Below are 22,033 nucleotides of genomic sequence, written 5' to 3' on the forward strand. Positions count from 1 at the left end.
GCGTCTAGTCGATGATAAAAGGAGAATGTGTGACTGTAGAAGTGGTTCTCGTAGGCATTGCTGCGGTACTGATTGGTGGGTTAATGGCGGTATACCATAGAAAGGTGGGCCAGTGGTTCGAGCGAGTCGCCGAAAAGGATCTTTCTGAAGAAGCCTTTCAAAGAATGAGCATAGGTCTCGATATGCCGAAAAGGATGCTAATTGTCGGCAGTGTTGGGGTCGTCGTAGGTGTGGCGATAATTGCGATTGGACTGTTCGGCGATGTCCAATAGTCTGGAGCGGTTGTCGTCGGCATCGGGCTGTTCTTCCTCCTGGACCCCGCGTCGGACCGTGAGACGCTCGCGTGGGTGCTGATGGTGGTCGGAGGTTTGCTCGCCCTGGCGGGCCTGCGCGTCCCGCGCTGGATCGCCCGTCGCAGACGAGGCGCCGTTGCTCGGCTACACCGGACCCACTGACCGGTCGGCCTCGACGGCGTCGCGCACGACGACCGCCAGGGCGCTCCGCCGCTCGGCCACCTCGACCGCGGTGACCCCGCCGGCCAGCACCGCCTGGTCCAGCCGCCGGGCGGCATCTGCCACGAGGGCGTCCACCAGCTCCTCGGACGCCACCCCGTGCCGCGCGGCCACGCCGGCGAGCGTCGCCCCTTCGCGCGCCAGCGTGACGTCGAGCCGAGCCGGAGAGACGCCGATCACGCGAGCAGCAGCCGCCAGGTCGATGATCTCGCCGTCAGCGAGCCCGCCCGATCCGCCCACGACCGGCGCCTCGAACGCGTCCAGCCGCACCAGGTCGGCCAAGGCCACCTCCCGGTCCTCGTCGGCCACGACGGCTCGCCCGTTCTCGGGAAGGGTCACCGCGGCAGCCGCCGCCCCCGCCCCGAACGACACGAGCCCGAACGCTCCGGCTACCGCCACCGCCCGCACGACCCACCTGCGCATGATGCTCCTCCCTCCCGACTCGGCCCGGTGCCGTGCCGCTGGGCCCACCGTGCTCGCCCCACCTGGACCGCGGCTGCCGTCCACCTGTGAGTTTCCCGGCACAGCCGTGACGTGCGGGTTTGCCCGGGTGCCTCGCCGCGGCACCGGATAGCCTGCTCGGATGGAGGATCAGCGCCCCGCCCCCTACCCGGTCGAGTGGGAGGCCGACGTCGTGCTGCGCGACGGGACCACGATGCACGTGCGCCCGATCCGCCCCGACGACGCCGACGCGATCCAGCGGTTCCAGGAGGGCCAGTCGGAGCGGTCCGCGTACTTCCGGTTCTTCGCGCCGATCAAGCGGCTGACGGACCGCGAGCTCGCCCGCCTGGTCACCCTCGACCACCAGGACCGGGTCGCCCTGGTGGCCGTCCGCCCCGGCGCCGACGACGAGGGCACCGAGCGCGACGACGTCCTCGGCGTCGCGCGCTTCGACGTCATCACCGACGGCGAGGCGGAGGTCGCCTTCAACATCGCCGACTCCGTACAGGGCAAGGGCCTGGCCTCGGTGCTGCTCGAGCACGTCGCCGCCGCCGCGCGGGAGCGAGGCGTGCGGCGCTTCACCGCGGAGGTCCTGCCGCAGAACGGCTCGATGCTTGGCGTCTTCCGCGACGCGGGCTACGAGATCAGCCAGCACCTGGACGACGGCATCGTCTCCGTCGGCATCGACCTCGACCCCACCGAGCGCTCCCGCGCCGTCATGGCCGACCGCGAGCACCGTGCCGAGGCGCGCTCCATGGCGAGCCTGCTCTCGGCGCGTCGGGTCCTGCTGGTCGGGCCGGGTGCCGAGGGGCACGACGACGGCAGCCCGGAGGCGCTGCTCGCCCGCCGCGTCCTGGACGCCCAGCGCAACGACCCCGGCGACACCGAGCTCGTCGTCCTCGACCCGCCCGGCGACGCCCCCGACGGCGTGGAGCACGCGACCGGGTGGGACGCCGTCGGAAAGGTCGACCTCGCCCTGCTGGCCGTCACCCCCGACCGCGCCGTCGAGGTCGTGCGGCGGCTCGCCGCCACCGGGGCGCGCGGCGTCGTCGTGCTGTCCGGGGGGTACGCGGAGGTCGGCACCGACGGCATGGAACGCCGCCGCGAGCTGCTGCGCGTCGCCCACGCCGCGGGGATGCGAGTCGTCGGCCCCGTGTCCTACGGGGTGCTCACCACCACTCCAGGTGCGGCGCTGCGCGCCAGCCTCGCCCTGCACCCGCCGCGCGCGGGCGTCGTCGGGCTGTTCTGCCAGTCCGCGGCCGCCGCCGTCACCCTGGCCGCCACCCTGGAGCGCCGCGGGCTCGGCGTCTCCTCGATGGTCTCGGCGGGACACCGCGCCGACGTCTCCGGCAACGACCTCATGCAGTACTGGCAGGACGACGACGCCACCGAGGTCGTGTGCCTGTACCTGGAGTCCATCGGGAACCCGCGCAAGTTCTCCCGGATCGCTCGGCGGCTGTCCGCCGTCAAACCGGTGGTCGTCACGACGGCGGGCCGGTCCGGGCAGGTCGTCCCGCCCGGGCACGCGGTGCGGGCCACGCACGCACCACGGCGGCTGCTCGACGAGCTGCTGCGCCAGTCCGGCGTCATCCAGGCCGCCAACACCCACCAGCTCATGGACATCGCCCAGGTGCTGGCCCACCAGCCCCTGCCCGCCGGCAACCGGGTGGGCATCCTCGCGTCGTCGGCGGCGCTGGCCGCCCTCGTGGCGGAGGCGGCGGCGTCGGCCGGCCTGATCGTCGCCGCCTCCAGCGACTTCCTGCGCCCGCACGCCCGCGAGGAGCAGATCGCCCAGACCGTCGACGCGCTCTACGCCCCCGGCGCGTGCGACGCCGTCGTCGTCGTGGACGTGCCGGTCGTCCAGCCCCGCACGGGCGCCATCGCCCGGGCCGTGGCGGAGGCTGCCGCCCGCACCGGGCGCACCACCGTCGCCTCCATGCTCGGGCTGCACGGCATGCCGGACGAGCTCACCGCCGAGGCGCCCGACGGCCGTACCGTGCGTATCCCCGCGTTCTCCACGCCCGAGGACGCCGTCGTCGCGCTCGGCAAGGTGGTCGACCACGCCGGGTCGCGCGCCGAGGAGCGCGGCCACTACGTGGTGCCCGACGGCGTGGACGCGCGCCGGGCACGCCGTCTCGTGGAGCGCTGGCTCGTGGACTCCGACGGGCGCGACCTCGACCTCGAGCAGGCCACCGAGCTGCTGGCCTGCTACGGGATCGAGCTGTGGCCGGCCCGCTGCGTCCGCACGGGCGACGAGGCGGTCGCCGCCGCCGACGAGCTCGGCTGGCCGGTCGCGCTGAAGAGCACCTCCTCCGCGCTGCGGCACCGCAACGACCTCGGGGGAGTGCGCCTCGACATCACCGACGCGGACGTCCTGCGCGACGACGTCACGCGCCTGCACGGCGTCGCCACGTCGGTGCTGGGCGAGGAGGAACCGGAGTTCGAGGTGCAGTCGATGGCGCCGCCGGGCGTCGCCTGCGTGGTCCGCTCGGCGGAGGACCCCCTGTTCGGCCCGATGGTCTCGTTCGGGCTGGCGGGGGACGCCGTCGACCTGCTCGACGACGTCGCCCACGCGATCCCGCCGCTGACGGACGTCGACGTCTCGGCCATGGTCAGCACCGTGCGCGCCGCACCGCGACTGTACGGGTACGGGGGAGCGCCGCCCGCGGACGTCGACGCCCTCGAGGACGTGCTCGCCCGCGTCTCCGTCATGGCCGACGACCTGCCCGAGCTGGCCTCCCTGGAGCTGTACCCCGTGGTGGTCGCGGGGCAGGGGGCCTCGGTGCTGCACGCCAAGGTGCGCCTGCGCCCGGCAGGCCGCCGCGCGGACTCCCTGCGCCGCGCCCTGCCGGGCTGACCGCGGGCGAGACGGCGCCGACGGGCCCAGAGGGTCACGCGGTGGGGCCAGGAGTGGGAAGATGGTCCGGTGCCTTCCGCGACCACTCGCAAGAACCTTCGTGACGACCTGACCACCCACGTGTTCCGGGCCGGGTACTACCCGGACCTGGTCAACGACGTGATCGACGTCGCACTCGCCGACGAGCCGGTCCTGGCCCACCTCGTCCAGGCCGAGACGACGTTCGACAGCCAGGTCCGCCGCCACCTCACCGTCCTCGCGCTGACGCCGACGCGTCTGGTCGCCGCGCACGTCGACGACCACGAGGGCGACGCCGCGAACCCGTCCTCCGCGGCGGCCACCACCGAGGCGGTGCCGCTCGGCGAGGTCCGGTCCGTGGTGCTGACGCACGTCGTCGCCGAGCCGGCCGACCACCGCCCCGGGGACAGCGCCGCCGAGCTGACCCTCGCCGTCGGCTGGGGCGCCGTCTCCCGCCTCGACCTGGAACCCGCGACCTGCCCCGACCCGAACTGCGAGGCCGACCACGGGTACACCGGGCAGCTCACGCCCGACGACATCGTCGTGCGGGTCTCCGACGCCGCCGAGGGACGCGAGGCCGTGCGCCGCGCCGCCGCCTTCGCCCGCGAGCTCTCGGCCGCCACCGGGGTGGGCGGGCGCACCGCCCGATGACACCCCTCGCGCTGCCCGGTGACCTCGTCGCGCCCTCCTACGGCACGGACTCGCTGGCGGCCGTCCTGCCCGCCGCCGCCGGGACCCTCGGTATCGACGTCACGACCAGCACCGGTCTGCGGTCGGCCGACTGCGCGGCCGCGCTGGGGCTGCCGTCCGCGCGCCGCGTCGTCGTCGTCCTCGTCGACGGCCTCGGGCTGCACAACCTCGCCGAGCGTGGCGGGCACGCGCCGTTCCTGCGCCGCCTGCTCCCCGACGCCCGCTCGCTGGTGACCAGCTTCCCCTCGACGACGGCGGCCGCGCTCGCCACGTTCGGCACCGGCACCTGCCCGGGGCTCACCGGCATGCTGGGCTACACCCAGCGCAACCCCGCCACCGGCGGGCTCGCCACGATGGTCTCCTGGAACGAGCAGTCCGACCCGTACCGGCCCGAGCCCAAGACCTCCGCGCCGCTGCGCACCGACCCGGCCGACCTGCAGCGGGAGCCGACCGTCTTCGAGGCCGTCGGCGCCGGGGTCAGCGTCGTGGCACCCGGGCCGGGCAAGTTCGCCGGCTCCGGCATGACGCGGGCCGCCCTGCGCGGGCCGCGCTACGTCGTCGCCGAGACGTTCGCCGAGCGGGTCGACGCGACCCTGCGGGCGCTGCGCGACGACGGGCTCGTCTACCTCTACCAGGGCGAGGTCGACGCGGTCGGTCACCAGCACGGACCCGACTCGTGGCAGTGGGGCGACGCGCTGGAGGGCACCGACGCCGAGCTGCGCCGTCTCGCCGCGAGCGTCCCGGCCGGCACGCTCGTCCTGATCACCGCCGACCACGGGCAGGTGGCGACCGACCCCGCCCGCCAGCACGACGTCGCCACCGAACCGGCGCTCGACCAGGGCGTCGCCCTGCTCGGCGGGGAGCCGCGCATGACCCACGTCTACGCCGCTCCCGGTGCCGACCCGGCCGCGATCGCCGAACGCTGGGCCGACACCCTCGGCCACGATGCCGTCGTCGTGCTGCGCGACGACGCGATCGACGCCGGCTGGCTCGGCCCGGTCGCCGAGCACGTGCTGCCCGCCGTGGGCGACGTCCTCGTCGCCGCGCGCGGCCACGCGACCGTCGTCGACTCCCGGCTGCACACCGCCAACGCCCGGCGCATGCCCGGCGTGCACGGGTCGCTGACGCCCACCGAGATGGTCGTCCCGCTGCTCGTCTCCCACTGACCGTCCCCTCTGACAGGATCTGGACATGGCCGAGCTCGTCTTCTTCTCCGGGACCATGGACAGCGGCAAGTCGACGCTGGCCCTGCAGACGGATCACAACCACCGCGCCCGCGGACGCCACGGCATCATCTTCACCCGCAACGACCGCGCGGGGGCCGCCCGCCTGTCCTCGCGGCTCGGGCTCGAGGTCGACGCGCGCGAGGTCACCGAGGACACCGACTTCTGGCAGGTCATCACCGCCGAGCGCCAGCACGGCCACGTGGTGGACTACCTGGTGTGCGACGAGGCGCAGTTCTACTCGCCGGCCCAGGTCGAGCAGCTCGCACGCCTGGTCGACGAGATCGAGATGGACGTCTTCGCGTTCGGGATCACCGCCGACTTCCGCACGCGGCTGTTCCCCGGGTCGGCGCGCCTCGTCGAGCTCGCCGACCGCATGGAGGTGCTCCAGGTGCAGTCCCTGTGCTGGTGCGGGGCGCGGGCGACGCACAACGCCCGGACCGTGGACGGGGTGATGGTGGTCGAGGGGGACCAGGTCGTGGTGGGTGACGTCAGCTCCGGCGCGGAGATCGCCTACGAGGTGCTGTGCCGTCGCCACCACATGCGACGGATGACCGCCGACACCGCCCGGCGTCTCGCGCCGTCGACGGACACGCTGCTCGACGTGCGCTGACGCGGGCGCCGGCGCTCAGGAGGACGGGCGCGCCCCGCCGAACACGATCTCGTCCCAGCTCGGCACCTGCGCACGACCCTTGCGCGACGGGCGCCGACCGGCCTTGCCGGCCCGGGGCGGGGCGGGGACGTCGGCGACCACCGCCGAGGGGGCCGGGACCGGCCGGTCGTCGGCAGAGGGTTCGGGCGCAGTGTCCGGCGCAGTGTCCGGGGCGGCGTGCGGCGTGCTCGTCGGTGCGGGCTCCGCCGGTTCGGGGGCGGGGCCTGGTGCGGGCTCCGGTGCGGTCTCCGACGGCGACGTCTCGACGTCGTCGGCCGTCGCGGACGGCGCACCCACGGTCGGTGCAGGGTCTTCCTCCGCGGGCGGGTCGGCGGTGTCGGGCACGGACCCGCCGGGGTCCGCAGCGGAGTCGGCCGAGCCCGAGCCGTCGGTCTGTGCCGCGCGCTGCGCGTCCCGGCGGGCGCCGAGGTCGACGATGCTCGCGCCGTCGTCGAGTCCGGGCGTGGACCCGAGGTCCAGCGCGAGCTCCTGGTCCTGCGGGCCCGCGTCGCTGCGTCGTGGCCGCTGCGCGGGTCGCTGCCCGCGGCGACCCGCGAGGTCGTCGAGCAGGCGTGCCGTGGCGTCGCCCGCCGGGTCCGGGGGCGCGGGCCGACGGCGGTCGACGACGCCGGGGACGCCCAGCATCTCGGGCGAGACCGGGTCGTCCGGCTGACCGAGCCAGCGTGCCTCGTCGTCGAGCGCGATCACCACGCGGCCCTTGGGGTCGAAGGACCAGCGGGCACTGCGCTCGCGCTCGCCGGCGGTGAAGCGGACCTGCACCTGCCACGGCGCGCTGCCCTCGCGCCAGGCGGTCCACTCCGCCTCCTCCGGGCGGACGCCCCGCGCGGCCAGCCGGCTGTCGGCCAGGTCGCCGAGGTCGGTCTTGCCCTCGGGGTCGACGTGATGGTTGCGCACCTGGGAGATGACGTGGTCGCGCTCGGTGATGACCGGCCACTCGTACCGGCGCACGTGCTCCAGGGGCAGACCCGAGGTCTCGGCCAGCTCCTCCGCCGTCGCGCCGGCGCGCAGGCGTGCCTGCACCTCCCGCGGGCGCAGGGTGGCGGCGGACTCGGCCTGCAGCGCCTCGGTGCGCGGTCGGTCGCGACGGACCGCCGCCCGCAGGGCCTCGGTGATCGTCAAGGTGTGCTCGACGCCGTCGGGGCCGCGCAGGACCAGGCGCTCGGCGTCCTCGTGCAACGTCACGAGCTCGAGCTCGGCCATGGTTCCTCCTCACGCCCGCCCGGCTTGGCGGGCCCGCTCGTTCGAGAGTGCCACCCGTGACCGCCCGCTGCGCGCAGGCGCGTCGGTGTGCCGCGAATCCCCGGGCAGCGGCCAAGAGCGCCCCGGCCGGTTGCCCGCGGCCTGGGCCCTGACAGGATGGCCCGCGTGGAGAACCTGGTGGCCGGCGTCAACTACCTGGAGGTCGCGGCGGTCTTCGTCGCGGCCGTCTCCGGCGCCCTCGCCGCGGTGCGCAAGCGGTTCGACCTGTTCGGCGTGCTCGTGCTGGCCTGGGTGTGCGGTCTGGGCGGCGGCATCCTGCGCGACCTGCTCATCGGCGACACACCGCCCGTGGGCATCTCGAGCTGGCGGCTCGTCGTCGCGGCGGTGGCCGCCGGGCTGGTCACCTTCGTGCTCCACCCCGGCCTGGCGCGGCTGCGCCGCTCGGTCGTCGTGCTCGACGCCGCCGCCCTGTCGCTGTTCGTGGTCCAGGGCACGACCAAGTCGCTGGAGCTCGACGCCGGTCTGCTCGCGTCGCTCGTCGTCGGCGTCCTGACCGGCATCGGCGGCGGGGTGCTGCGCGACATGCTCGTGGGGGAGACGCCCCTGATCTTCGCCGACCGGCAGCTGTACGCCGTCCCGGCGATCCTCGGGGCGGGTGCCGTCGTCGTGCTGTGGGAGACCGGCTGGTGGACGTGGTGGACGGCGCTGTGCGTCGTGGTGTTCGTGCTGGGCTTCCGGCTGCTGTCCCTCGCCCTCGGCTGGGTCGTCCCGCACGTCGGCGGTGGATGGACCGGCCGGTGGGGACGCGAGTCGGGCAGGATGGACGGGTGACCTCTCAGCCTGCCCTCCCGTCCGCGTCCGAGATCACCGACCTGCGCTCCCTGGCCCGCGCCCTCGCGCTCGAGGCCGGCGCGATGATCCGCGGCGGCCGCCCCGACCAGGTCCGGGTCGCCGCCACCAAGTCCACCGAGGTCGACCCGGTCACCGAGATGGACCGTGCCTCCGAGGAGCTCCTGCGCCGCCGTCTGGCGGCCCGCCGCCCCGACGACGCCGTCCTCGGCGAGGAGGGGGACGACGTGCCCGGCACCAGCGGCCTGACGTGGGTGCTCGACCCCATCGACGGGACCGTCAACTACCTGTACGGCGTCGCCTCCTACGCGGTGTCCGTCGCGGTGGTGGCCGGTGCGCCCGACCCAGCCACCTGGACACCGCTGGCCGGGGCCGTGCACTCCGTCGTCGACGGCGCGACGTGGACCGCGGGCCGCGGACAGGGCGCGGACAAGGACGGGCAGGAGCTGCGGGTGCGTGAGGCGCCCTCGCTCGCGACGTCGTTGGTCGGCACCGGGTTCGGCTACGAGGCCGCTCGTCGCGCCCAGCAGGCGCAGGTGCTGACCCAGGTGCTGCCGAAGGTGCGAGACATCCGTCGGCTGGGTGCGGCCGCCATCGACCTGTGCCTGCTCGCCGAGGGATCGCTCGACCTCTACTACGAGCGAGGTCTCAACCCCTGGGACGTCGCCGCCGGTGGGCTCGTCGCCGTCGAGGCGGGCGCGGCCCTGACGGGTCTGCACGGCGCCCCGGCGACGAGCCTCATGACCGTCGCCGGCTCGCCCGCCCGCCAGGCGGAGCTCGTGGCGTTGCTCGAGGCAGCACACGCGGACCGTCCCGTCTGACCCCGTCCTTGGCTGAAATCGGTGAGTGTCTGCGCTGGTCAGCCCTGATGTGACCGGCGCGACACGCCGCCGTGTCGCGTGCCCGCCACGAATGGTGCAGAATCCGGGGGCCGACCGGGAACAAAACCCACCCGCCACGCATTATCAGCGCGTACCGCCACCGAATCCACGGAGTGTGACACCACAGATGGCAACCGACTACGACGCACCCCGCAAGAACGAAGAGGACAACGAGCAGGACTCCATCCAGGAGCTCCAGGCGCGTCGTTCCGACAAGTCGTCGGGTGTCGTCGACGAGGACGAGACGGAGGCTGCGGAAGGGTTCGAGCTTCCGGGCGCCGACCTGTCCGGCGAGGAGCTTGCGGTGCGCGTCCTGCCCCGCCAGGCGGACGAGTTCACGTGCTCGAGCTGCTTCCTCGTGCACCACCGCAGCCAGCTGGCCTACGAGAAGAAGGGCCAGATGATCTGCACGGAGTGCGCTGCCTGACGGTCGACCTGACACCGGGCCCGTCCCGACGTCCCGACACCCAGGCCGTCATGTCCTCGACATGACGGCCTTCGTCGTGCCGGGGGCCCGGTGCCCGCCTGCTGCCCGCGTCGTGCCGGGGGCCCGATGCCCGCCCGGTGCCCGCGTGCCCGCTCGCCCGCTGGGGCCGCACGGTCTCAGACGCCGGCGGCCTTCTCGATCGCCGCGGCCAGGTCGTCCGGGCGACGCGTGGAGACCAACCAGTACGGCGTCGGGTCCAGCGGGTCCACCAGCTCCACCCGCAGGCCCGTGCGCGCCCAGCTCCGCAGGCACACGTAGGCGCGTGCGTCCAGCTCCGGGCCGAGCTGCACCCGCATCTCCTCGGCGCTGAAGACGGGCGTCACCGGACCCAGCAGGCCGACCGGGATCTGCGCGCTGCCCGCGCGCAGCTCGCCGTCGGAGACCTCGATCACCGGCGCGGTGACGACCAGCGCGGCGATCGTCCCCGCCGCGACCAGGACCCCCGCCCCCGGAGCGACCAGGGGAGCGAGCGGCAGCACCACCACGGCCACGATGACACCGAGGCCGACGGCGGCGATCCACGCCCCCGGACCGGGCAGGAGGCGCTCGCGGTACACCGGTCGCGGTGCCGACCCCGTGGTGCCGGCCGGTCGGGGGGACGCGTCGTTCATGCGTACATCATCGCAGGCCCAGGGTGTCCGATAGGCTGCCCCGGTGCCTGAGAACGCGAGCCCCACGGTGACCGACCCGAGCACCCTCGACGTGCTCGTCACGCTCCTGGACGACGGCGTCCCCGTGCCGGCCTACGCCCACCCGGGCGACGCGGGGGCCGACCTCGTGACCACGCGGGACGTGGTCCTGCCGCCCGGCGCCCGCGACGTCGTGCCGACCGGCGTGGCCATGGCGTTGCCCGAGGGTTTCGCGGCGTTCGTCCACCCGCGTTCCGGCCTGGCGGCGAAGCACGGCATCACGGTCGTCAACGCCCCCGGCACCATCGACGCCGGGTACCGCGGGGAGATCAAGGTCGTCCTGGCGAACACCGACGCCTCCGAGACCGTCCGCCTGAGCAGGGGCGACCGGATCGCCCAGCTCGTGGTCCAGCGGGTGGAGCGGGCGCGGTTCATGGTGGCGCAGCGGCTTCCCGGCTCGCACCGCGGCGACGGCGGCTTCGGCTCGAGCGGCGGGTTCGCCACCGGCTGACCTGCGCGTTGCCGACCTGCGCCGCGGTCGGTCTAACCTGGAGACAGGACGGCGGTGCGCCGTCCCGATCGACGAGACAAGGAGATCCCTGGTGGGTCTGTTCCGGCGCAAGGCGTCGACGAAGCCGACGGAGGCCGTCACCGCGGACGGGGCCGCTCCCGTCCCCGACGAGACGTCCGAGGCCGCGGCGCCGACGGACGAGAAGGCCGGGCGCGGGCCGTACGACTCCACGCAGGTCACGGCCATGGGCGCCCGCGTGGACCTCGGCGCGGTCTGGCTGCCGGTGCTGCCCGGTCTGCAGCTCCGGATGGAGGTCGACAAGAAGTCGCAGAAGGTGACCGGTGTCGCGGCGTCCCTGCAGGGGTCGGTGCTGCAGGTGCAGGCGTTCGCCGCACCCAAGACCGGCGGCATCTGGGACGAGGTGCGCGAGGAGATCGGCGCGTCCCTGACCAAGCAGGGCGGGACCGTCGACGACGTGCCGGGCACGTTCGGTCGCGAGCTCATGGCGCGCATCCCCGCCAAGACGCCCGAGGGAAAGCCCGCGGTCCGTCCGGCCCGGTTCATCGGTCACGACGGGCCGCGCTGGTTCCTGCGCGGCGTGCTCTCCGGCCGTGCCGCCGTCGACGCCGAGGCCGCCAAGCCGCTGGAGTCCGTCTTCGCGAACATCGTCGTGGTGCGCGACTCGAACCCCCGGCCCCCACGGGACCTGCTCACCCTGACGCTGCCGAAGCAGGCCCGCAAGGACGGCGCGACGCCGGACACCGAGGGCGAGCCCGCCGACGCCGAACCGCAGGCCCCCACCTTCGACCCGCTGACGCGCGGGCCGGAGATCACCGAGATCCGCTGACGCCGCCATGTCCCTGCGCAGCAAGGTCCGCACGGCGTTCGCCTCGACCGAGGACGTCGCCGCCGACGAGGAGCGCACCGCCGCCGCGCTCGTCACCGGGTGCCGCCCCCTGCACGACCTGCGGCCCCGTCAACGTTGCTCGGCCGCCGGCGTCCTGCGCTCGGTGGTCCTGCGACCGCGCGAGAACGTCCCCAGCGTCGAGGCCGAGCTGTACGACGGCTCGGGCACGCTGCACCTGGTGTGGCTCGGCCGGCGGCAGATCGCCGGGATCGAACCCGGACGCCGGTTGCGCGTCGAGGGCATGGTGACGGACCGCGACGGGCGCCGGACCATGTTCAACCCTCGCTACGAGCTGCGCGCGCGGGCTGGCGAATGAGCCGCGACGACGAGCACGCGGCGCCCGTGGACGACGGCACCCCGCAGCGGACCTCACCGGCCCGCGGCATGCGCTCGCTGACCGCGGACTCCTTCTCCTTCGCCGAGGCCGTCGGCGGCGTCCGAGGGGTCGTCGAGGCGATCCTGCCCGGGCTCGTCTTCGTCGTCGTCTACGTGGTCACCCAGGACCTGACGCCGTCGTTGCTCGCGTCGGCCGGGGCGGCCGTGGTCGCGGTCGCGGCCCGGCTCGTCCAGCGCACACCCGTCACGCAGGCGCTCGGCGGTGTGCTGGGCATCGCCGTCGGCGTGTTCTGGGCGTGGCGATCGGGCGATGCCGAGGACTTCTACGCCGTCGGGTTGTGGACCAACGCCGCCTACCTGCTGGCCTTCGTCGTCTCCATCGCCGTGCGCTGGCCGCTCGTGGGCCTCGTCGTCGAGGCGATCCGGTCGGGGTTCTCGGACCCCGCCGCACGGCGCACCGCGGCCGACGACCGCACCGCGGCCGACGGCGAGACGCCGGAGAGTCCGTTCGCCGCGCTGGCCGCGTGGCGGTCCGACCCCGACCTGGTGCGCCGCTACACCGTCGCGAGCTGGTTCTGGGTCGGGCTGTTCGCGATCCGGCTCGCCGTCAAGGTCCCGCTCTACCTGGGCGGCGACGTCGGCTGGCTCGGCACCATGCACCTCGTGCTGGGCGTGCCGCTGTGGGGCCTCGTGCTGTGGCTGACCTGGGTCGTGGTGCGCGGTGCGCACACCGGCGGCCGGGAGCCCGCCGCCACCTGACCCGCCCAGCCGGGCTCAGCCGTCTCAGCCGAGTCCTTGTCGGCTGAGCCTGCGGTTCCGCTCCGGGCGGGTCCCTCGTCCCTCGGTCCCCACCCTGCGCGTCACCTCCGTCTCAGCCGAGCTCGGGGCCGTCCACGACGAGTCGCTGCAGCGAGGCCGGCTCGGCCTCCTGACCCGTGACGAACATCAGCTCGTCGCCGGCCTCGAGCGCGTCGTCCGCCGTCGGGCTGAAGGGCCGGATCCCGCGGACGACGCAGGCCAGGACGGTGTCCGGCGGCCACACGACGTCGCTGACGCGCAGGCCCACCAGCGGGGACTCCTCGGGCAGTGTCACCTCGAAGATGTCGGCACCCGACTGGTGAAACGTGAAGATCCGCACCAGGTCGCCCACCGAGACGGCTTCCTCGACCATGGCGGTCATGATGCGGGGCGTGGAGACCGCCACGTCGACGCCCCAGGACTCGTCGAACATCCACTCGTTGCGCGGGTTGTTGACCCGCGCGACGGTGCGCGGGACGGCGAACTCCGTCTTGCTGAGCAGCGAGAACACCAGGTTGACCTTGTCGTCGCCCGTCGCGCCCACGACCACGTCCGCGGAGGACACGTCGGCGCCGTCCAGGGAGGACGTCTCGCAGGCGTCGGCGAGCAGCCAGTCCGCCTCGGGCACCTGCGAGACCCGCATGGCCGCGGGGTTCTTGTCCACCAGGACGACCTCGTGGTCGTTGGCGAGCAGCTCGGAGGCGATGGACCGGCCGACCGACCCCGCTCCGGCGATGACGACCCGCATCAGTCCAGCTCCTCCTCAGGCCCGGGGGTGTGCGTGATCAGCCGCTCGACGCGGGCCGCGTCGTCGGCGTGCATGAGCACGTGCAGCTCGTCGTTCTCCTGCAGCAGCGTGTCCGGGGCCACGATCCGCGCCTCGGCGTACCGCGTCAGGAAGGCGACCCGCGCACCGGTGGTCGCCTCGATGCGACGCACGGACTTGCCGAGCCAGTCCCGGTGGTAGTCGACCTGCGCCAGCCGCACGGCCCCCGAGGGGTCGCGGTACTCGTCCGTCGCGCCCAGCGGGAGCATCCGGCGCATCACCTGATCGGCGGTCCAGCGCACCGTCGCGACGGTCGGGATGCCGAGCCGCTGGTAGATCTCCGCGCGGTGCGGGTCGTAGATCCGCGCCACGACGTGCTCGACGCCGTAGTTCTCCCGCGCCACGCGGGCGGCGAGCACGTTCGAGTTGTCGCCGTCGGAGACGGCGGCGAACCCGTACGTGTCCTCGATCCCGGCCTGGGCCAGGGTCTCCCGGTCGAAGCCGACGCCCGTGACGCGGTGCCCCGCGAAGTCGGGGCCGAGCCGCCGGAAGGCGTCGGGGTTCTGGTCGATGACGGCGACCGAGTGGCCGCGCGACTCGATCTCCTGCGCGAGCGAGGAGCCCACGCGGCCGCATCCCATGATCACGAAGTGCACACCACGGAACGCTATACCCCTGGCCGCCGGTGTGCCGACCTGCGCCGGGACGGCGGGACGGGCATAGCATGAGTCACCGTGTCGGACATCGCAGACGCCGCGAAGCGGCTGCTCGTAGGGCGGCCCCTACGCAGCGAGAGCTCGAAGCGCTCCTTGCTGCCCAAACGCGTCGCCCTGCCGGTCTTCGCCTCCGACGCGCTGTCCTCGATGGCGTACGCCCCGGACGAGATCCTGCTGATGCTCGCGCTCGCCGGGATCGCGGCGACCGCGTTCTCCCCGTGGGTGGGGCTCGTCGTCGTGGTCGTCCTGCTCGTGGTCGTCGCGTCCTACCGTCAGATCGTGCGTGCCTACCCGTCCGGCGGCGGCGACTACGAGGTCGCCACGACCAACCTCGGCCCGACGGCGGGGATCGGGGTCGCCTCCGCGCTGATGCTCGACTACGTGCTCACCGTGGCGGTGTCCCTGTCCGCGGCGTCGCAGTACCTGGCGGTGCTCGTGCCGGCCGCGCGCGGCCACGAGCCGATCGTCGCGGCCGCCCTCGTCGCCGCGCTCACCGTGGTGAACCTGCGCGGCGTGCGCGAGTCGGCCTGGGTGTTCGTGGTGGTGATCTACTGCTTCATGGGCACGCTCGGCGTGCTCGCCGTCGTCGGCGCCGTGCGGTACTGGTCGGGGGACATGCCGCAGGCGGCCAGCGCCGACCTCGAGCTCGTGCCCGCGGCCGGCTACGAGCAGGGCCTGCTCGGTGTCGCCGGTGCCTTCCTGGTGGCCCGGGCGTTCGCCTCGGGCGCCGTCGCGCTGACCGGTGTCGAGTCGATCACCAGCGACGTGCCGGCCTTCCAGCGGCCGAAGCGTCGCAACGCCGCGACCACCCTCGCACTGCTCGGCGGGATCTCCGCCGTCATGCTCATGACGATCCTGTTCCTCGCCCAGGCGACGGGAGTGAAGTTCGTGGAGGACCCCGCCACCCAGCTCACCCGCGACGGGGCACCCGTGGGCGACGACTACGAGCAGCACCCGGTCCTCGCCCAGCTCGCCGAGACCGTGTTCGGCGGCCTGCCTGTGGTCGCGGCGGTGACCATCGGCGTCACGTCGCTGGTGCTCCTGCTCGCGGCCAACACGGCGTTCCACGGGTTCCCGGTGCTGGGCTCGCTGCTGGCGAAGGACGGCTACCTGCCGCGCCAGCTCCACACGCGCGGCGACCGCATGGCGTTCTCGAACGGCATCGTGACGCTCGCCGTCGCGGCCGGCGTGCTCGTCCTGGTCTTCCGCGCCGAGGTGACGACGCTCATCCAGCTCTACATCGTGGGCGTGTTCGTCTCGTTCACCCTCTCCCAGCTCGGGATGCTGAAGCACTGGTCGCGCGAGCTGCGCAAGGAGCCGAGCCGCAAGGTCCGCGCGGGCATGAAGTGGTCCCGCGTGCTCAACGGCGTCGGGTTCGTCCTGACGGCCGCCGTCCTGGCCATCGTGCTGGTCACGAAGTTCACGAACGGGGCGTGGATCACCGTCGGGGCGATGGGGGTCCTGTTCCTCCTCATGCGTGGCATCAAGCGGCACTACACCAGGGTGCGGTCCGAGCTCGCGCTCGACGACCTGTCCGGGGCGCGCGCACTGCCCAGCCGCGTCCACGCCGTCGTGCTCGTCTCCCGGGTGCACAAGCCGACCATGCGGGCGCTGGCATACGCGCGGGCCTCGCGGCCCTCCACGCTGGAGGCCGTCACCGTCGGGGTGGACGCCGACGAGATCGCCGAGCTGCACCGCCAGTGGGAGGCCCTGGACCTGCCCGTGCCGCTGCGCGTGCTCGACTCCCCGTACCGAGAGATCACCCGCCCGGTGCTGCACTACGTGCGCTCCCTGCGCAGCGAGTCGCCCCGCGACCTGGTGGTGGTCTACATCCCGGAGTACGTCGTCGGGCGCTGGTGGGAGCACCTGCTGCACAACCAGTCGGCGCTGCGGCTCAAGGGACGGCTGCTCTTCACCCCCGGCGTGGTCGTCGCGTCCGTGCCCTGGCAGCTCTCCTCGTCCGCGGGGTACACCGGGCTCGAGGGTGACGAGGTCGACGGCCGGCCACGGCTCTGAGCGGGGGACAATGGGGCGGTGACCCGACCCCGCCGCTCGTCCCCCCGCCCCCGCCCGACCGACCCGGACGTCGGCCTCGAGCTCCGGCTCGACGTCGGCCCCGTCGCGCACGGCGGCCACTGCGTCGCCCGGCACGAGGGCCGCGTGGTCTTCGTGCGCCACGCCCTGCCCGGTGAGACCGTGCGCGCCCGGGTGACCGAGGGCGGCAAGAAGTTCTGGCGGGCCGACGCCGTGGAGATCCTGGAGCCGTCGCCCGACCGGGTCGAGAGCCGCTGGCCGGCCGCCGGGCCCGGTGGTGCCGGCGGGGGAGAGCTCGCCCACGTCGCCCTGCCCGCGCAGCGCCGCTGGAAGGAGTCGGTCGTGGCCGAGCAGCTCCAGCGGCTCGCGGGCCTGGAGGTCGACGTCACCGTCGAGGCCGCTCCCGGCGACGACGAGCGCGAGGGCCTGGGCTACCGGACGCGGGTGGAGCTCGTGACCGACGCCGACGGCCGCGCCGGGATGCGCCGGTTCCGGTCCCACGACGTGGTGCCGCTGACCGAGATGCCGCTGGGCACGCCGGAGGTGACGGCGCTCGCGACGACGGAGGGGGTCTTCACCCGCCGGTGGCGGCGCGGTCAGCGGATCGAGCTCGTGGCGCCGGCGGGAGGCGCGGACCCCGTGATGCTGGTCGACGGCACGCCGTGGCGTCGCGGGCGGCCCGACTTCCGTCCCAACGCGCGCCGGTCGGTGACCGAGTCGGTGTCGCTGGGCGGCACCGAGCACCGCTACCGGGTGGCGGCCGACGGGTTCTGGCAGGTGCACCGGGAGGCCCCGGCCGTCCTCGCGTCAGCCGTGCTGGACGCCGTCGGCGACGTGTCCGGACGGTCCGTCCTCGACCTCTACTCCGGCGCCGGCCTCTTCACCGTGCCGCTCGCCGCCGCCGTCGGCCCCGGTGGGCGCGTCGTCGCCGTCGAGGGTGACGAGCAGGCCGTCAAGGACGCCCGCCGCAACGTGCACGGCCTGGACCACGTCGACCTGCGCCACGGCGCGGTCGACAAGGTGCTCGCCGGCGGGACCGACGCCGAGGCCCCCGGGCTCGGGGCCGCGGACGTCGTGGTGCTCGACCCGCCGCGGGCCGGAGCGGGGCGCGGCGTCGTCGGCGCGATCGCCGACCTCGCCGCGGCCCGGATCGTCTACGTCGCGTGCGACCCGGCGGCCCTGGCCCGCGACGTCGGCCTCCTCGGCGAGCGGGGGTACTCGCTGTCGAGCCTGCGGGCCTTCGACCTGTTCCCGCACACGCACCACGTGGAGTGCGTGGCCGTCCTGGACCGCTGACCGTCCGGCCGGCCCGGTACGGTCTGAGCCATGGCTGAGCAGGATGCTCCGAGGCGCTGGCTGCCGCTGCGGCTGGCGGTGATCGGGGCCGTGGTCGTGGCGGCGGTCCTCGTCGCGCTGCTCGCCCGGCCGTCGGGGCCGGGAGCGGACTCCGTGGCGATCCGGACGTACGCGGGCCTGCCGGCAGGCGTCGTGGCGGATCTGCTCGACCCCGAGCCCGGGTGGCGGCTCGCCCCCGACTCCGGCCAGATCGCCGTCTGGACCGCGGGCAGCTCGTCGTGCCCGTGGGTGCCCCGCGAGGTCACCGCCGTGGGGGACCGCGTGACGGTCGTGCTGCGCACCAGCACCGGTGCGTGCACCGCCGATCTCGCCTGGTCGACGAGCGTCGTCGCGGTCCCGGACGGCGTCGACCTCGCGGGGATCGAGGTGGAGCTCGTGCTGGACGGGTGAGTGCTCAGGTCTGGCGCGACGTCGCCGAGGCGATGCCGAGCCACGTGTGCCGGTTGCCCCACCAGCACCAGCCCACCTTGGCTGCCCCGCGGCGCTCGCTGCCGTCGCGGCCGGTGCCGTTCGAGATCCAGACCGCGGGCGTGCGGGCGTCGAACGAGCCGTCGTCCTTGCGCAGCCGCGAGCCGATGGTCATGAAGCACCGGTTCCGCTCCAGCGCGTCGGGCGCCTGGAGGACCCAGTGCAGGCCCTCGGCCAGCGTCAGCGCGGAGCGCCCGCGTCCGTCGATCTCGGGCACGGCCTCGGCCGGGGACCAGTTGGCGAGGTCGTCGCCGCGGTCGGGGCCGACGACGGCGTAGGCGTCCGTGGTGGGCTCGGTCAGCCCGGTGGGGGCGAACCGGTCGACGTCGGCCATGTCCACGACGACGAACCCGTCCCGGTCGACCGTCCCGCCGCGGGTACGCACCGACCGGCGCAGGTGCGGCGCGAGGGCCGACGGCGGCAGGTGGCGCGGGTGCACCACCAGCAGCGAGCCCTCGGGTGTGCGTCGGGCGAGGTCCGCCGCAGCGGACCGCAGCGTGCCGGCCTCGAGGATGCCGGCGGGCACGAGCCCGAGCTCGACGAGGAGGTCGGCCTGCGTGGTGAGGGGCGGGAGCGTCGTGGGCATCCGGGTCCTTCCGTGGGGCGGTGGGCGCGGTGACAACGCTCGGCGGCGGCACGGTGTTCCCGGCGTGTTTCTCCCGCCGTGCACCCCGCGTGCTGCCCGGTGAGGCGCCCCTAAGTATCTTGACGTCAAGATATATGGGTTATGCTGGGTGCAGCCCGGCGGCCTGTGCGTACGCTGGGTGGAGCCCCCGAAAGCACGGCGTCGGAACCATCGGCACGATCGGTGCCCGCGCCGGAGAGCCCCCGTAGAAGGAGCCGCAGTGAGCAGCGTGGACACATTCGGATCGAAGGGAACCCTGGACGTCGCGGGGAGCTCGTACGAGATCTTCCGGCTGTCGGCCGTCGAGGGGCTCGAGCGCCTCCCGTACGCGCTGAAGATCCTCGCCGAGAACCTCCTGCGCACGGAGGACGGCGCCAACATCACCGCCGACCACGTGCGCGCGCTGGCCGGGTGGGACCCGGACGCCCAGCCCAGCACCGAGATCCAGTTCACGCCGGCCCGTGTGATCATGCAGGACTTCACCGGTGTCCCCTGCGTCGTGGACCTGGCCACCATGCGCGAGGCCGTCGCCGAGCTCGGCGGCGACCCGACCCGCATCAACCCGCTGGCCCCGGCCGAGATGGTCATCGACCACTCCGTGCAGATCGACGTCGCCGGCCGCGCCGACGCCTTCGAGCGCAACGTCGAGTTCGAGTACCAGCGCAACCACGAGCGCTACCAGTTCCTGCGCTGGGGCCAGACGGCGTTCGACGACTTCAAGGTCGTCCCGCCCGGCACCGGCATCGTCCACCAGGTGAACATCGAGTACCTGGCACGCACGGTCATGACCCGCGAGGTCTCCGTGAACGGGGAGGCACCGGTGCTCCGCGCGTACCCGGACACCTGTGTCGGCACCGACTCGCACACCACGATGGTCAACGGCCTCGGCGTGCTGGGCTGGGGCGTCGGCGGCATCGAGGCCGAGGCGGCCATGCTCGGCCAGCCCGTGTCGATGCTCATCCCGCGCGTCGTCGGCTTCAAGCTCACCGGGGAGATCCCCGCTGGCGTCACCGCCACCGACGTCGTGCTGACGATCACCCAGATGCTGCGCCAGCACGGTGTGGTCGGCAAGTTCGTCGAGTTCTACGGCTCGGGCGTCGGTCAGGTCCCGCTGGCCAACCGCGCGACCATCGGCAACATGTCGCCGGAGTTCGGCTCGACGGCGGCGATCTTCCCGATCGACGAGGTCACGGTCGACTACCTGCGCCTGACCGGCCGTTCCGAGGAGCAGCTCGCGCTCGTCGAGGCCTACGCCAAGGAGCAGGGTCTCTGGCTGGACCCGTCGTCGTCCGACTACGTCGAGCCGACGTTCTCGGAGTACATGGAGCTCGACCTGTCGACGGTCGTGCCCTCCATCGCCGGACCGAAGCGCCCCCAGGACCGCATCGAGCTGTCGAACGCGAAGTCGGCGTTCGCCCGTGACCTGCCGAACTACGCCTCGGACGTCATCGACTCGGTGGACGAGGCCGAGAAGGAGTCCTTCCCGGCTTCCGACTCGCCCTCCACGCACAGCCAGGTGCGCCGCACGGTGCCCGTCACCGACTCGGAGGGCAAGGAGTTCGACCTCTTCCACGGTGCCGTCGCGATCGCCTCGATCACGAGCTGCACCAACACGTCGAACCCGTCGGTCATGCTCGCCGCGGCGCTGCTGGCCAAGAAGGCCGTCGAGGCCGGCCTCGAGGCCAAGCCGTGGGTCAAGACCTCGATGGCCCCGGGCTCGCAGGTCGTGACCAACTACTACGAGAAGGCCGGCATGTGGCCGTACCTGGAGAAGCTCGGCTTCCACCTGGTCGGCTACGGGTGCGCGACCTGCATCGGCAACTCCGGCCCGCTGGACGAGAAGATCTCCGAGGCGGTCCAGGAGAACGACCTCGCCGTCGTCTCCGTGCTGTCCGGCAACCGCAACTTCGAGGGCCGGATCAACCCGGACGTCAAGATGAACTACCTGGCCTCGCCGCCGCTGGTCATCGCCTACGCCCTGGCCGGGACCATGGAGTTCGACTTCGACGCCGACCCGCTGGGGCGCGACGAGAACGGCAAGCCGATCTTCCTGCGTGACATCTGGCCGACGCCGGACGAGGTCGAGAAGACCATCGCGACGTCGATCAGCCGCGACATGTTCACCAAGGACTACGCGGACGTGTTCGCCGGCGACGACCGCTGGCGCGCGCTCGACACCCCGGAGGGCGACACGTTCGCCTGGGACACCGAGTCCACCTACGTGCGCAAGCCCCCGTACTTCGAGGGCATGGGCGCGCAGCCGGAGCCGGTCGCGGACATCGCGGGTGCCCGCGTGCTGGCCAAGCTGGGCGACTCGGTCACCACCGACCACATCTCCCCGGCCGGTGCGATCAAGCCGGACAGCCCGGCCGGGAAGTACCTGGCGGAGCACGGCGTCGGGCGCCGCGACTTCAACTCCTACGGCTCGCGCCGTGGGAACCACGAGGTCATGATCCGCGGGACGTTTGCGAACATCCGCCTGAAGAACCAGCTGCTGGACGGCGTCGAGGGTGGCTTCACCTACAACTTCGTCAAGGACGAGCAGGACACCATCTACGACGCCGCGCAGGACTACGCGGCGCAGGGCACCCCGCTCGTGGTGCTCGGTGGCAAGGAGTACGGCTCCGGCTCGTCGCGCGACTGGGCCGCCAAGGGTACGGCGCTCCTGGGTGTCCGTGCCGTCATCACCGAGTCGTTCGAGCGCATCCACCGGTCGAACCTCATCGGCATGGGTGTGCTGCCGCTGCAGTTCCCGGCCGGTGAGTCGGCGGAGTCGCTCGGGCTCGACGGCACCGAGACCTTCGACATCAGCGGCGTCACCGCCCTGAACGAGGGCACGACGCCGGAGACCGTCGCCGTCACGGCGACCAAGGGTGACGGGACGACCGTCGAGTTCGACGCCGTCGTCCGGATCGATACCCCGGGTGAGGCGGACTACTACCGCAACGGCGGCATCCTGCAGTACGTGCTGCGCGACCTCGTCAAGGGCTGAGGACCCACGCACCGCCGACGGCGCCCCGTCGCTCCCTCGAGGAGCGGCGGGGCGCCGTCGTGCC

Annotated in this window: 22 protein-coding genes; 16 read left to right on the forward strand and 6 right to left on the reverse strand. The window is 73.5% G+C overall.

What is annotated here, in order from left to right; genetic code table 11:
• Nucleotides 1-29: 29 nt before the first annotated feature.
• Nucleotides 30-272 (forward strand): hypothetical protein, encoded by a 243-nt coding sequence (locus AC3RJ8_RS07600; RefSeq protein ID WP_489715295.1) that lies wholly within the window; start codon nucleotides 30-32, stop codon nucleotides 270-272.
• A gap of 165 nt (nucleotides 273-437) precedes the next feature.
• On the opposite strand, the gene AC3RJ8_RS07605 is transcribed toward AC3RJ8_RS07600, so the two are convergent.
• Nucleotides 438-935, reverse strand: a complete 498-nt coding sequence (locus AC3RJ8_RS07605; protein WP_489715296.1) for a hypothetical protein — start codon at nucleotides 933-935, stop codon at nucleotides 438-440.
• Between the two features lie 160 nt (nucleotides 936-1,095).
• Here AC3RJ8_RS07605 and AC3RJ8_RS07610 point away from each other — a divergent pair, with 160 nt between their 5' ends.
• From AC3RJ8_RS07610 to AC3RJ8_RS07625, 4 genes are all read left to right on the forward strand, one after another.
• Nucleotides 1,096-3,810, forward strand: a complete 2,715-nt coding sequence (locus tag AC3RJ8_RS07610) for a GNAT family N-acetyltransferase (RefSeq protein ID WP_489715297.1) — start codon at nucleotides 1,096-1,098, stop codon at nucleotides 3,808-3,810.
• Nucleotides 3,811-3,879: 69 nt separating this feature from the next.
• On the forward strand, nucleotides 3,880-4,479 hold the full coding sequence (locus tag AC3RJ8_RS07615) for a DUF5998 family protein (RefSeq protein WP_489715298.1): 600 nt from the start codon (nucleotides 3,880-3,882) through the stop codon (nucleotides 4,477-4,479).
• On the forward strand, nucleotides 4,476-5,684 hold the full coding sequence (locus tag AC3RJ8_RS07620; protein WP_489715299.1) for an alkaline phosphatase family protein: 1,209 nt from the start codon (nucleotides 4,476-4,478) through the stop codon (nucleotides 5,682-5,684). The genes AC3RJ8_RS07615 and AC3RJ8_RS07620 overlap by 4 nt, the downstream gene beginning before the upstream one ends.
• 25 nt (nucleotides 5,685-5,709) lie before the next feature.
• The gene (locus AC3RJ8_RS07625) at nucleotides 5,710-6,354 is read left to right on the forward strand and encodes a thymidine kinase (RefSeq protein ID WP_489715300.1); all 645 of its coding nucleotides are present in this window, start codon (nucleotides 5,710-5,712) and stop codon (nucleotides 6,352-6,354) included.
• Nucleotides 6,355-6,369: 15 nt separating this feature from the next.
• On the opposite strand, the gene sepH is transcribed toward AC3RJ8_RS07625, so the two are convergent.
• Complete coding sequence (sepH, locus tag AC3RJ8_RS07630; protein WP_489715301.1) at nucleotides 6,370-7,614, reverse strand: septation protein SepH; 1,245 nt, start codon at nucleotides 7,612-7,614, stop codon at nucleotides 6,370-6,372.
• 165 nt (nucleotides 7,615-7,779) lie between these two features.
• Between sepH and AC3RJ8_RS07635 the strand changes: the two genes are divergently transcribed.
• The 3 genes from AC3RJ8_RS07635 to AC3RJ8_RS07645 all read left to right on the forward strand — a co-directional run bounded on the left by AC3RJ8_RS07635 (nucleotide 7,780) and on the right by AC3RJ8_RS07645 (nucleotide 9,771).
• On the forward strand, nucleotides 7,780-8,445 hold the full coding sequence (locus AC3RJ8_RS07635) for a trimeric intracellular cation channel family protein (RefSeq protein ID WP_489715302.1): 666 nt from the start codon (nucleotides 7,780-7,782) through the stop codon (nucleotides 8,443-8,445).
• On the forward strand, nucleotides 8,442-9,284 hold the full coding sequence (locus AC3RJ8_RS07640; RefSeq protein WP_489715303.1) for an inositol monophosphatase family protein: 843 nt from the start codon (nucleotides 8,442-8,444) through the stop codon (nucleotides 9,282-9,284). Before AC3RJ8_RS07635 ends, AC3RJ8_RS07640 begins: the two co-directional genes overlap by 4 nt.
• 187 nt (nucleotides 9,285-9,471) lie before the next feature.
• Nucleotides 9,472-9,771 (forward strand): DUF4193 domain-containing protein, encoded by a 300-nt coding sequence (locus tag AC3RJ8_RS07645; protein ID WP_171784121.1) that lies wholly within the window; start codon nucleotides 9,472-9,474, stop codon nucleotides 9,769-9,771.
• A gap of 176 nt (nucleotides 9,772-9,947) precedes the next feature.
• On the opposite strand, the gene AC3RJ8_RS07650 is transcribed toward AC3RJ8_RS07645, so the two are convergent.
• The gene (locus AC3RJ8_RS07650) at nucleotides 9,948-10,442 is read right to left on the reverse strand and encodes a DUF3093 domain-containing protein (RefSeq protein WP_489715304.1); all 495 of its coding nucleotides are present in this window, start codon (nucleotides 10,440-10,442) and stop codon (nucleotides 9,948-9,950) included.
• Between the two features lie 43 nt (nucleotides 10,443-10,485).
• Here AC3RJ8_RS07650 and dut point away from each other — a divergent pair, with 43 nt between their 5' ends.
• The 4 genes from dut (at nucleotide 10,486) to AC3RJ8_RS07670 (ending at nucleotide 12,973) form a co-directional block, all read left to right on the forward strand.
• Entirely contained in the window at nucleotides 10,486-10,971 is a 486-nt protein-coding gene (gene dut / locus AC3RJ8_RS07655) for a dUTP diphosphatase (protein ID WP_489715305.1), read from the forward strand.
• A 91-nt stretch (nucleotides 10,972-11,062) separates the two neighbouring features.
• A complete protein-coding gene (locus AC3RJ8_RS07660) occupies nucleotides 11,063-11,818 on the forward strand; it encodes a DUF3710 domain-containing protein (RefSeq protein WP_489715306.1) in 756 nt (251 codons plus the stop codon).
• A gap of 7 nt (nucleotides 11,819-11,825) precedes the next feature.
• Complete coding sequence (locus tag AC3RJ8_RS07665) at nucleotides 11,826-12,194, forward strand: OB-fold nucleic acid binding domain-containing protein (protein WP_489715307.1); 369 nt, start codon at nucleotides 11,826-11,828, stop codon at nucleotides 12,192-12,194.
• On the forward strand, nucleotides 12,191-12,973 hold the full coding sequence (locus tag AC3RJ8_RS07670; protein ID WP_489715308.1) for a DUF3159 domain-containing protein: 783 nt from the start codon (nucleotides 12,191-12,193) through the stop codon (nucleotides 12,971-12,973). Before AC3RJ8_RS07665 ends, AC3RJ8_RS07670 begins: the two co-directional genes overlap by 4 nt.
• A gap of 112 nt (nucleotides 12,974-13,085) precedes the next feature.
• Here AC3RJ8_RS07670 and AC3RJ8_RS07675 read toward each other — a convergent pair whose 3' ends face one another.
• Both AC3RJ8_RS07675 and AC3RJ8_RS07680 read right to left on the reverse strand, forming a co-directional pair.
• Nucleotides 13,086-13,760, reverse strand: coding sequence for a potassium channel family protein (locus AC3RJ8_RS07675; RefSeq protein ID WP_489715309.1), 675 nt, complete (start codon nucleotides 13,758-13,760; stop codon nucleotides 13,086-13,088).
• Nucleotides 13,760-14,419, reverse strand: a complete 660-nt coding sequence (locus AC3RJ8_RS07680; protein WP_489715599.1) for a potassium channel family protein — start codon at nucleotides 14,417-14,419, stop codon at nucleotides 13,760-13,762. Before AC3RJ8_RS07680 ends, AC3RJ8_RS07675 begins: the two co-directional genes overlap by 1 nt.
• Nucleotides 14,420-14,512: 93 nt before the next feature.
• Here AC3RJ8_RS07680 and AC3RJ8_RS07685 point away from each other — a divergent pair, with 93 nt between their 5' ends.
• Genes AC3RJ8_RS07685 through AC3RJ8_RS07695 form a run of 3 tightly spaced genes read left to right on the forward strand, consistent with a single transcriptional unit; the run spans nucleotide 14,513 to nucleotide 18,274 of the window.
• A complete protein-coding gene (locus tag AC3RJ8_RS07685) occupies nucleotides 14,513-16,510 on the forward strand; it encodes an APC family permease (protein ID WP_489715310.1) in 1,998 nt (665 codons plus the stop codon).
• Nucleotides 16,511-16,528: 18 nt separating this feature from the next.
• Complete coding sequence (locus AC3RJ8_RS07690) at nucleotides 16,529-17,824, forward strand: class I SAM-dependent RNA methyltransferase (protein ID WP_489715311.1); 1,296 nt, start codon at nucleotides 16,529-16,531, stop codon at nucleotides 17,822-17,824.
• 30 nt (nucleotides 17,825-17,854) lie between these two features.
• On the forward strand, nucleotides 17,855-18,274 hold the full coding sequence (locus tag AC3RJ8_RS07695) for a hypothetical protein (protein WP_489715312.1): 420 nt from the start codon (nucleotides 17,855-17,857) through the stop codon (nucleotides 18,272-18,274).
• A gap of 4 nt (nucleotides 18,275-18,278) precedes the next feature.
• On the opposite strand, the gene AC3RJ8_RS07700 is transcribed toward AC3RJ8_RS07695, so the two are convergent.
• On the reverse strand, nucleotides 18,279-18,938 hold the full coding sequence (locus tag AC3RJ8_RS07700) for a DUF5701 family protein (protein WP_489715313.1): 660 nt from the start codon (nucleotides 18,936-18,938) through the stop codon (nucleotides 18,279-18,281).
• A 259-nt stretch (nucleotides 18,939-19,197) separates the two neighbouring features.
• Here AC3RJ8_RS07700 and acnA point away from each other — a divergent pair, with 259 nt between their 5' ends.
• Nucleotides 19,198-21,969: an aconitate hydratase AcnA gene (gene acnA, locus AC3RJ8_RS07705; protein WP_489715314.1), complete on the forward strand. Its 2,772-nt coding sequence runs from the start codon at nucleotides 19,198-19,200 to the stop codon at nucleotides 21,967-21,969.
• Nucleotides 21,970-22,033: the final 64 nt, after the last annotated feature.

The sequence above is a fragment of the Isoptericola sp. MSGPD8_1_ISO-PGPR-S23-394 genome, from assembly GCF_058072785.1.

Excerpts from the sequence above, each read along its gene's own strand:
- AC3RJ8_RS07650 (WP_489715304.1), bottom strand. The coding sequence starts at position 10,442 with ATGAACGACGCGTCCCCCCGACCGGCCGGCACCACGGGGTCGGCACCG.
- AC3RJ8_RS07605 (WP_489715296.1), bottom strand. The coding sequence starts at position 935 with ATGCGCAGGTGGGTCGTGCGGGCGGTGGCGGTAGCCGGAGCGTTCGGG.
- AC3RJ8_RS07625 (WP_489715300.1), top strand. The coding sequence starts at position 5,710 with ATGGCCGAGCTCGTCTTCTTCTCCGGGACCATGGACAGCGGCAAGTCG.
- sepH (WP_489715301.1), bottom strand. The coding sequence starts at position 7,614 with ATGGCCGAGCTCGAGCTCGTGACGTTGCACGAGGACGCCGAGCGCCTG.
- AC3RJ8_RS07700 (WP_489715313.1), bottom strand. The coding sequence starts at position 18,938 with ATGCCCACGACGCTCCCGCCCCTCACCACGCAGGCCGACCTCCTCGTC.
- AC3RJ8_RS07695 (WP_489715312.1), top strand. The coding sequence starts at position 17,855 with ATGGCTGAGCAGGATGCTCCGAGGCGCTGGCTGCCGCTGCGGCTGGCG.
- AC3RJ8_RS07645 (WP_171784121.1), top strand. The coding sequence starts at position 9,472 with ATGGCAACCGACTACGACGCACCCCGCAAGAACGAAGAGGACAACGAG.
- AC3RJ8_RS07665 (WP_489715307.1), top strand. The coding sequence starts at position 11,826 with ATGTCCCTGCGCAGCAAGGTCCGCACGGCGTTCGCCTCGACCGAGGAC.
- AC3RJ8_RS07620 (WP_489715299.1), top strand. The coding sequence starts at position 4,476 with ATGACACCCCTCGCGCTGCCCGGTGACCTCGTCGCGCCCTCCTACGGC.
- AC3RJ8_RS07680 (WP_489715599.1), bottom strand. The coding sequence starts at position 14,419 with ATGGGATGCGGCCGCGTGGGCTCCTCGCTCGCGCAGGAGATCGAGTCG.
- AC3RJ8_RS07675 (WP_489715309.1), bottom strand. The coding sequence starts at position 13,760 with ATGCGGGTCGTCATCGCCGGAGCGGGGTCGGTCGGCCGGTCCATCGCC.
- AC3RJ8_RS07610 (WP_489715297.1), top strand. The coding sequence starts at position 1,096 with ATGGAGGATCAGCGCCCCGCCCCCTACCCGGTCGAGTGGGAGGCCGAC.
- AC3RJ8_RS07670 (WP_489715308.1), top strand. The coding sequence starts at position 12,191 with ATGAGCCGCGACGACGAGCACGCGGCGCCCGTGGACGACGGCACCCCG.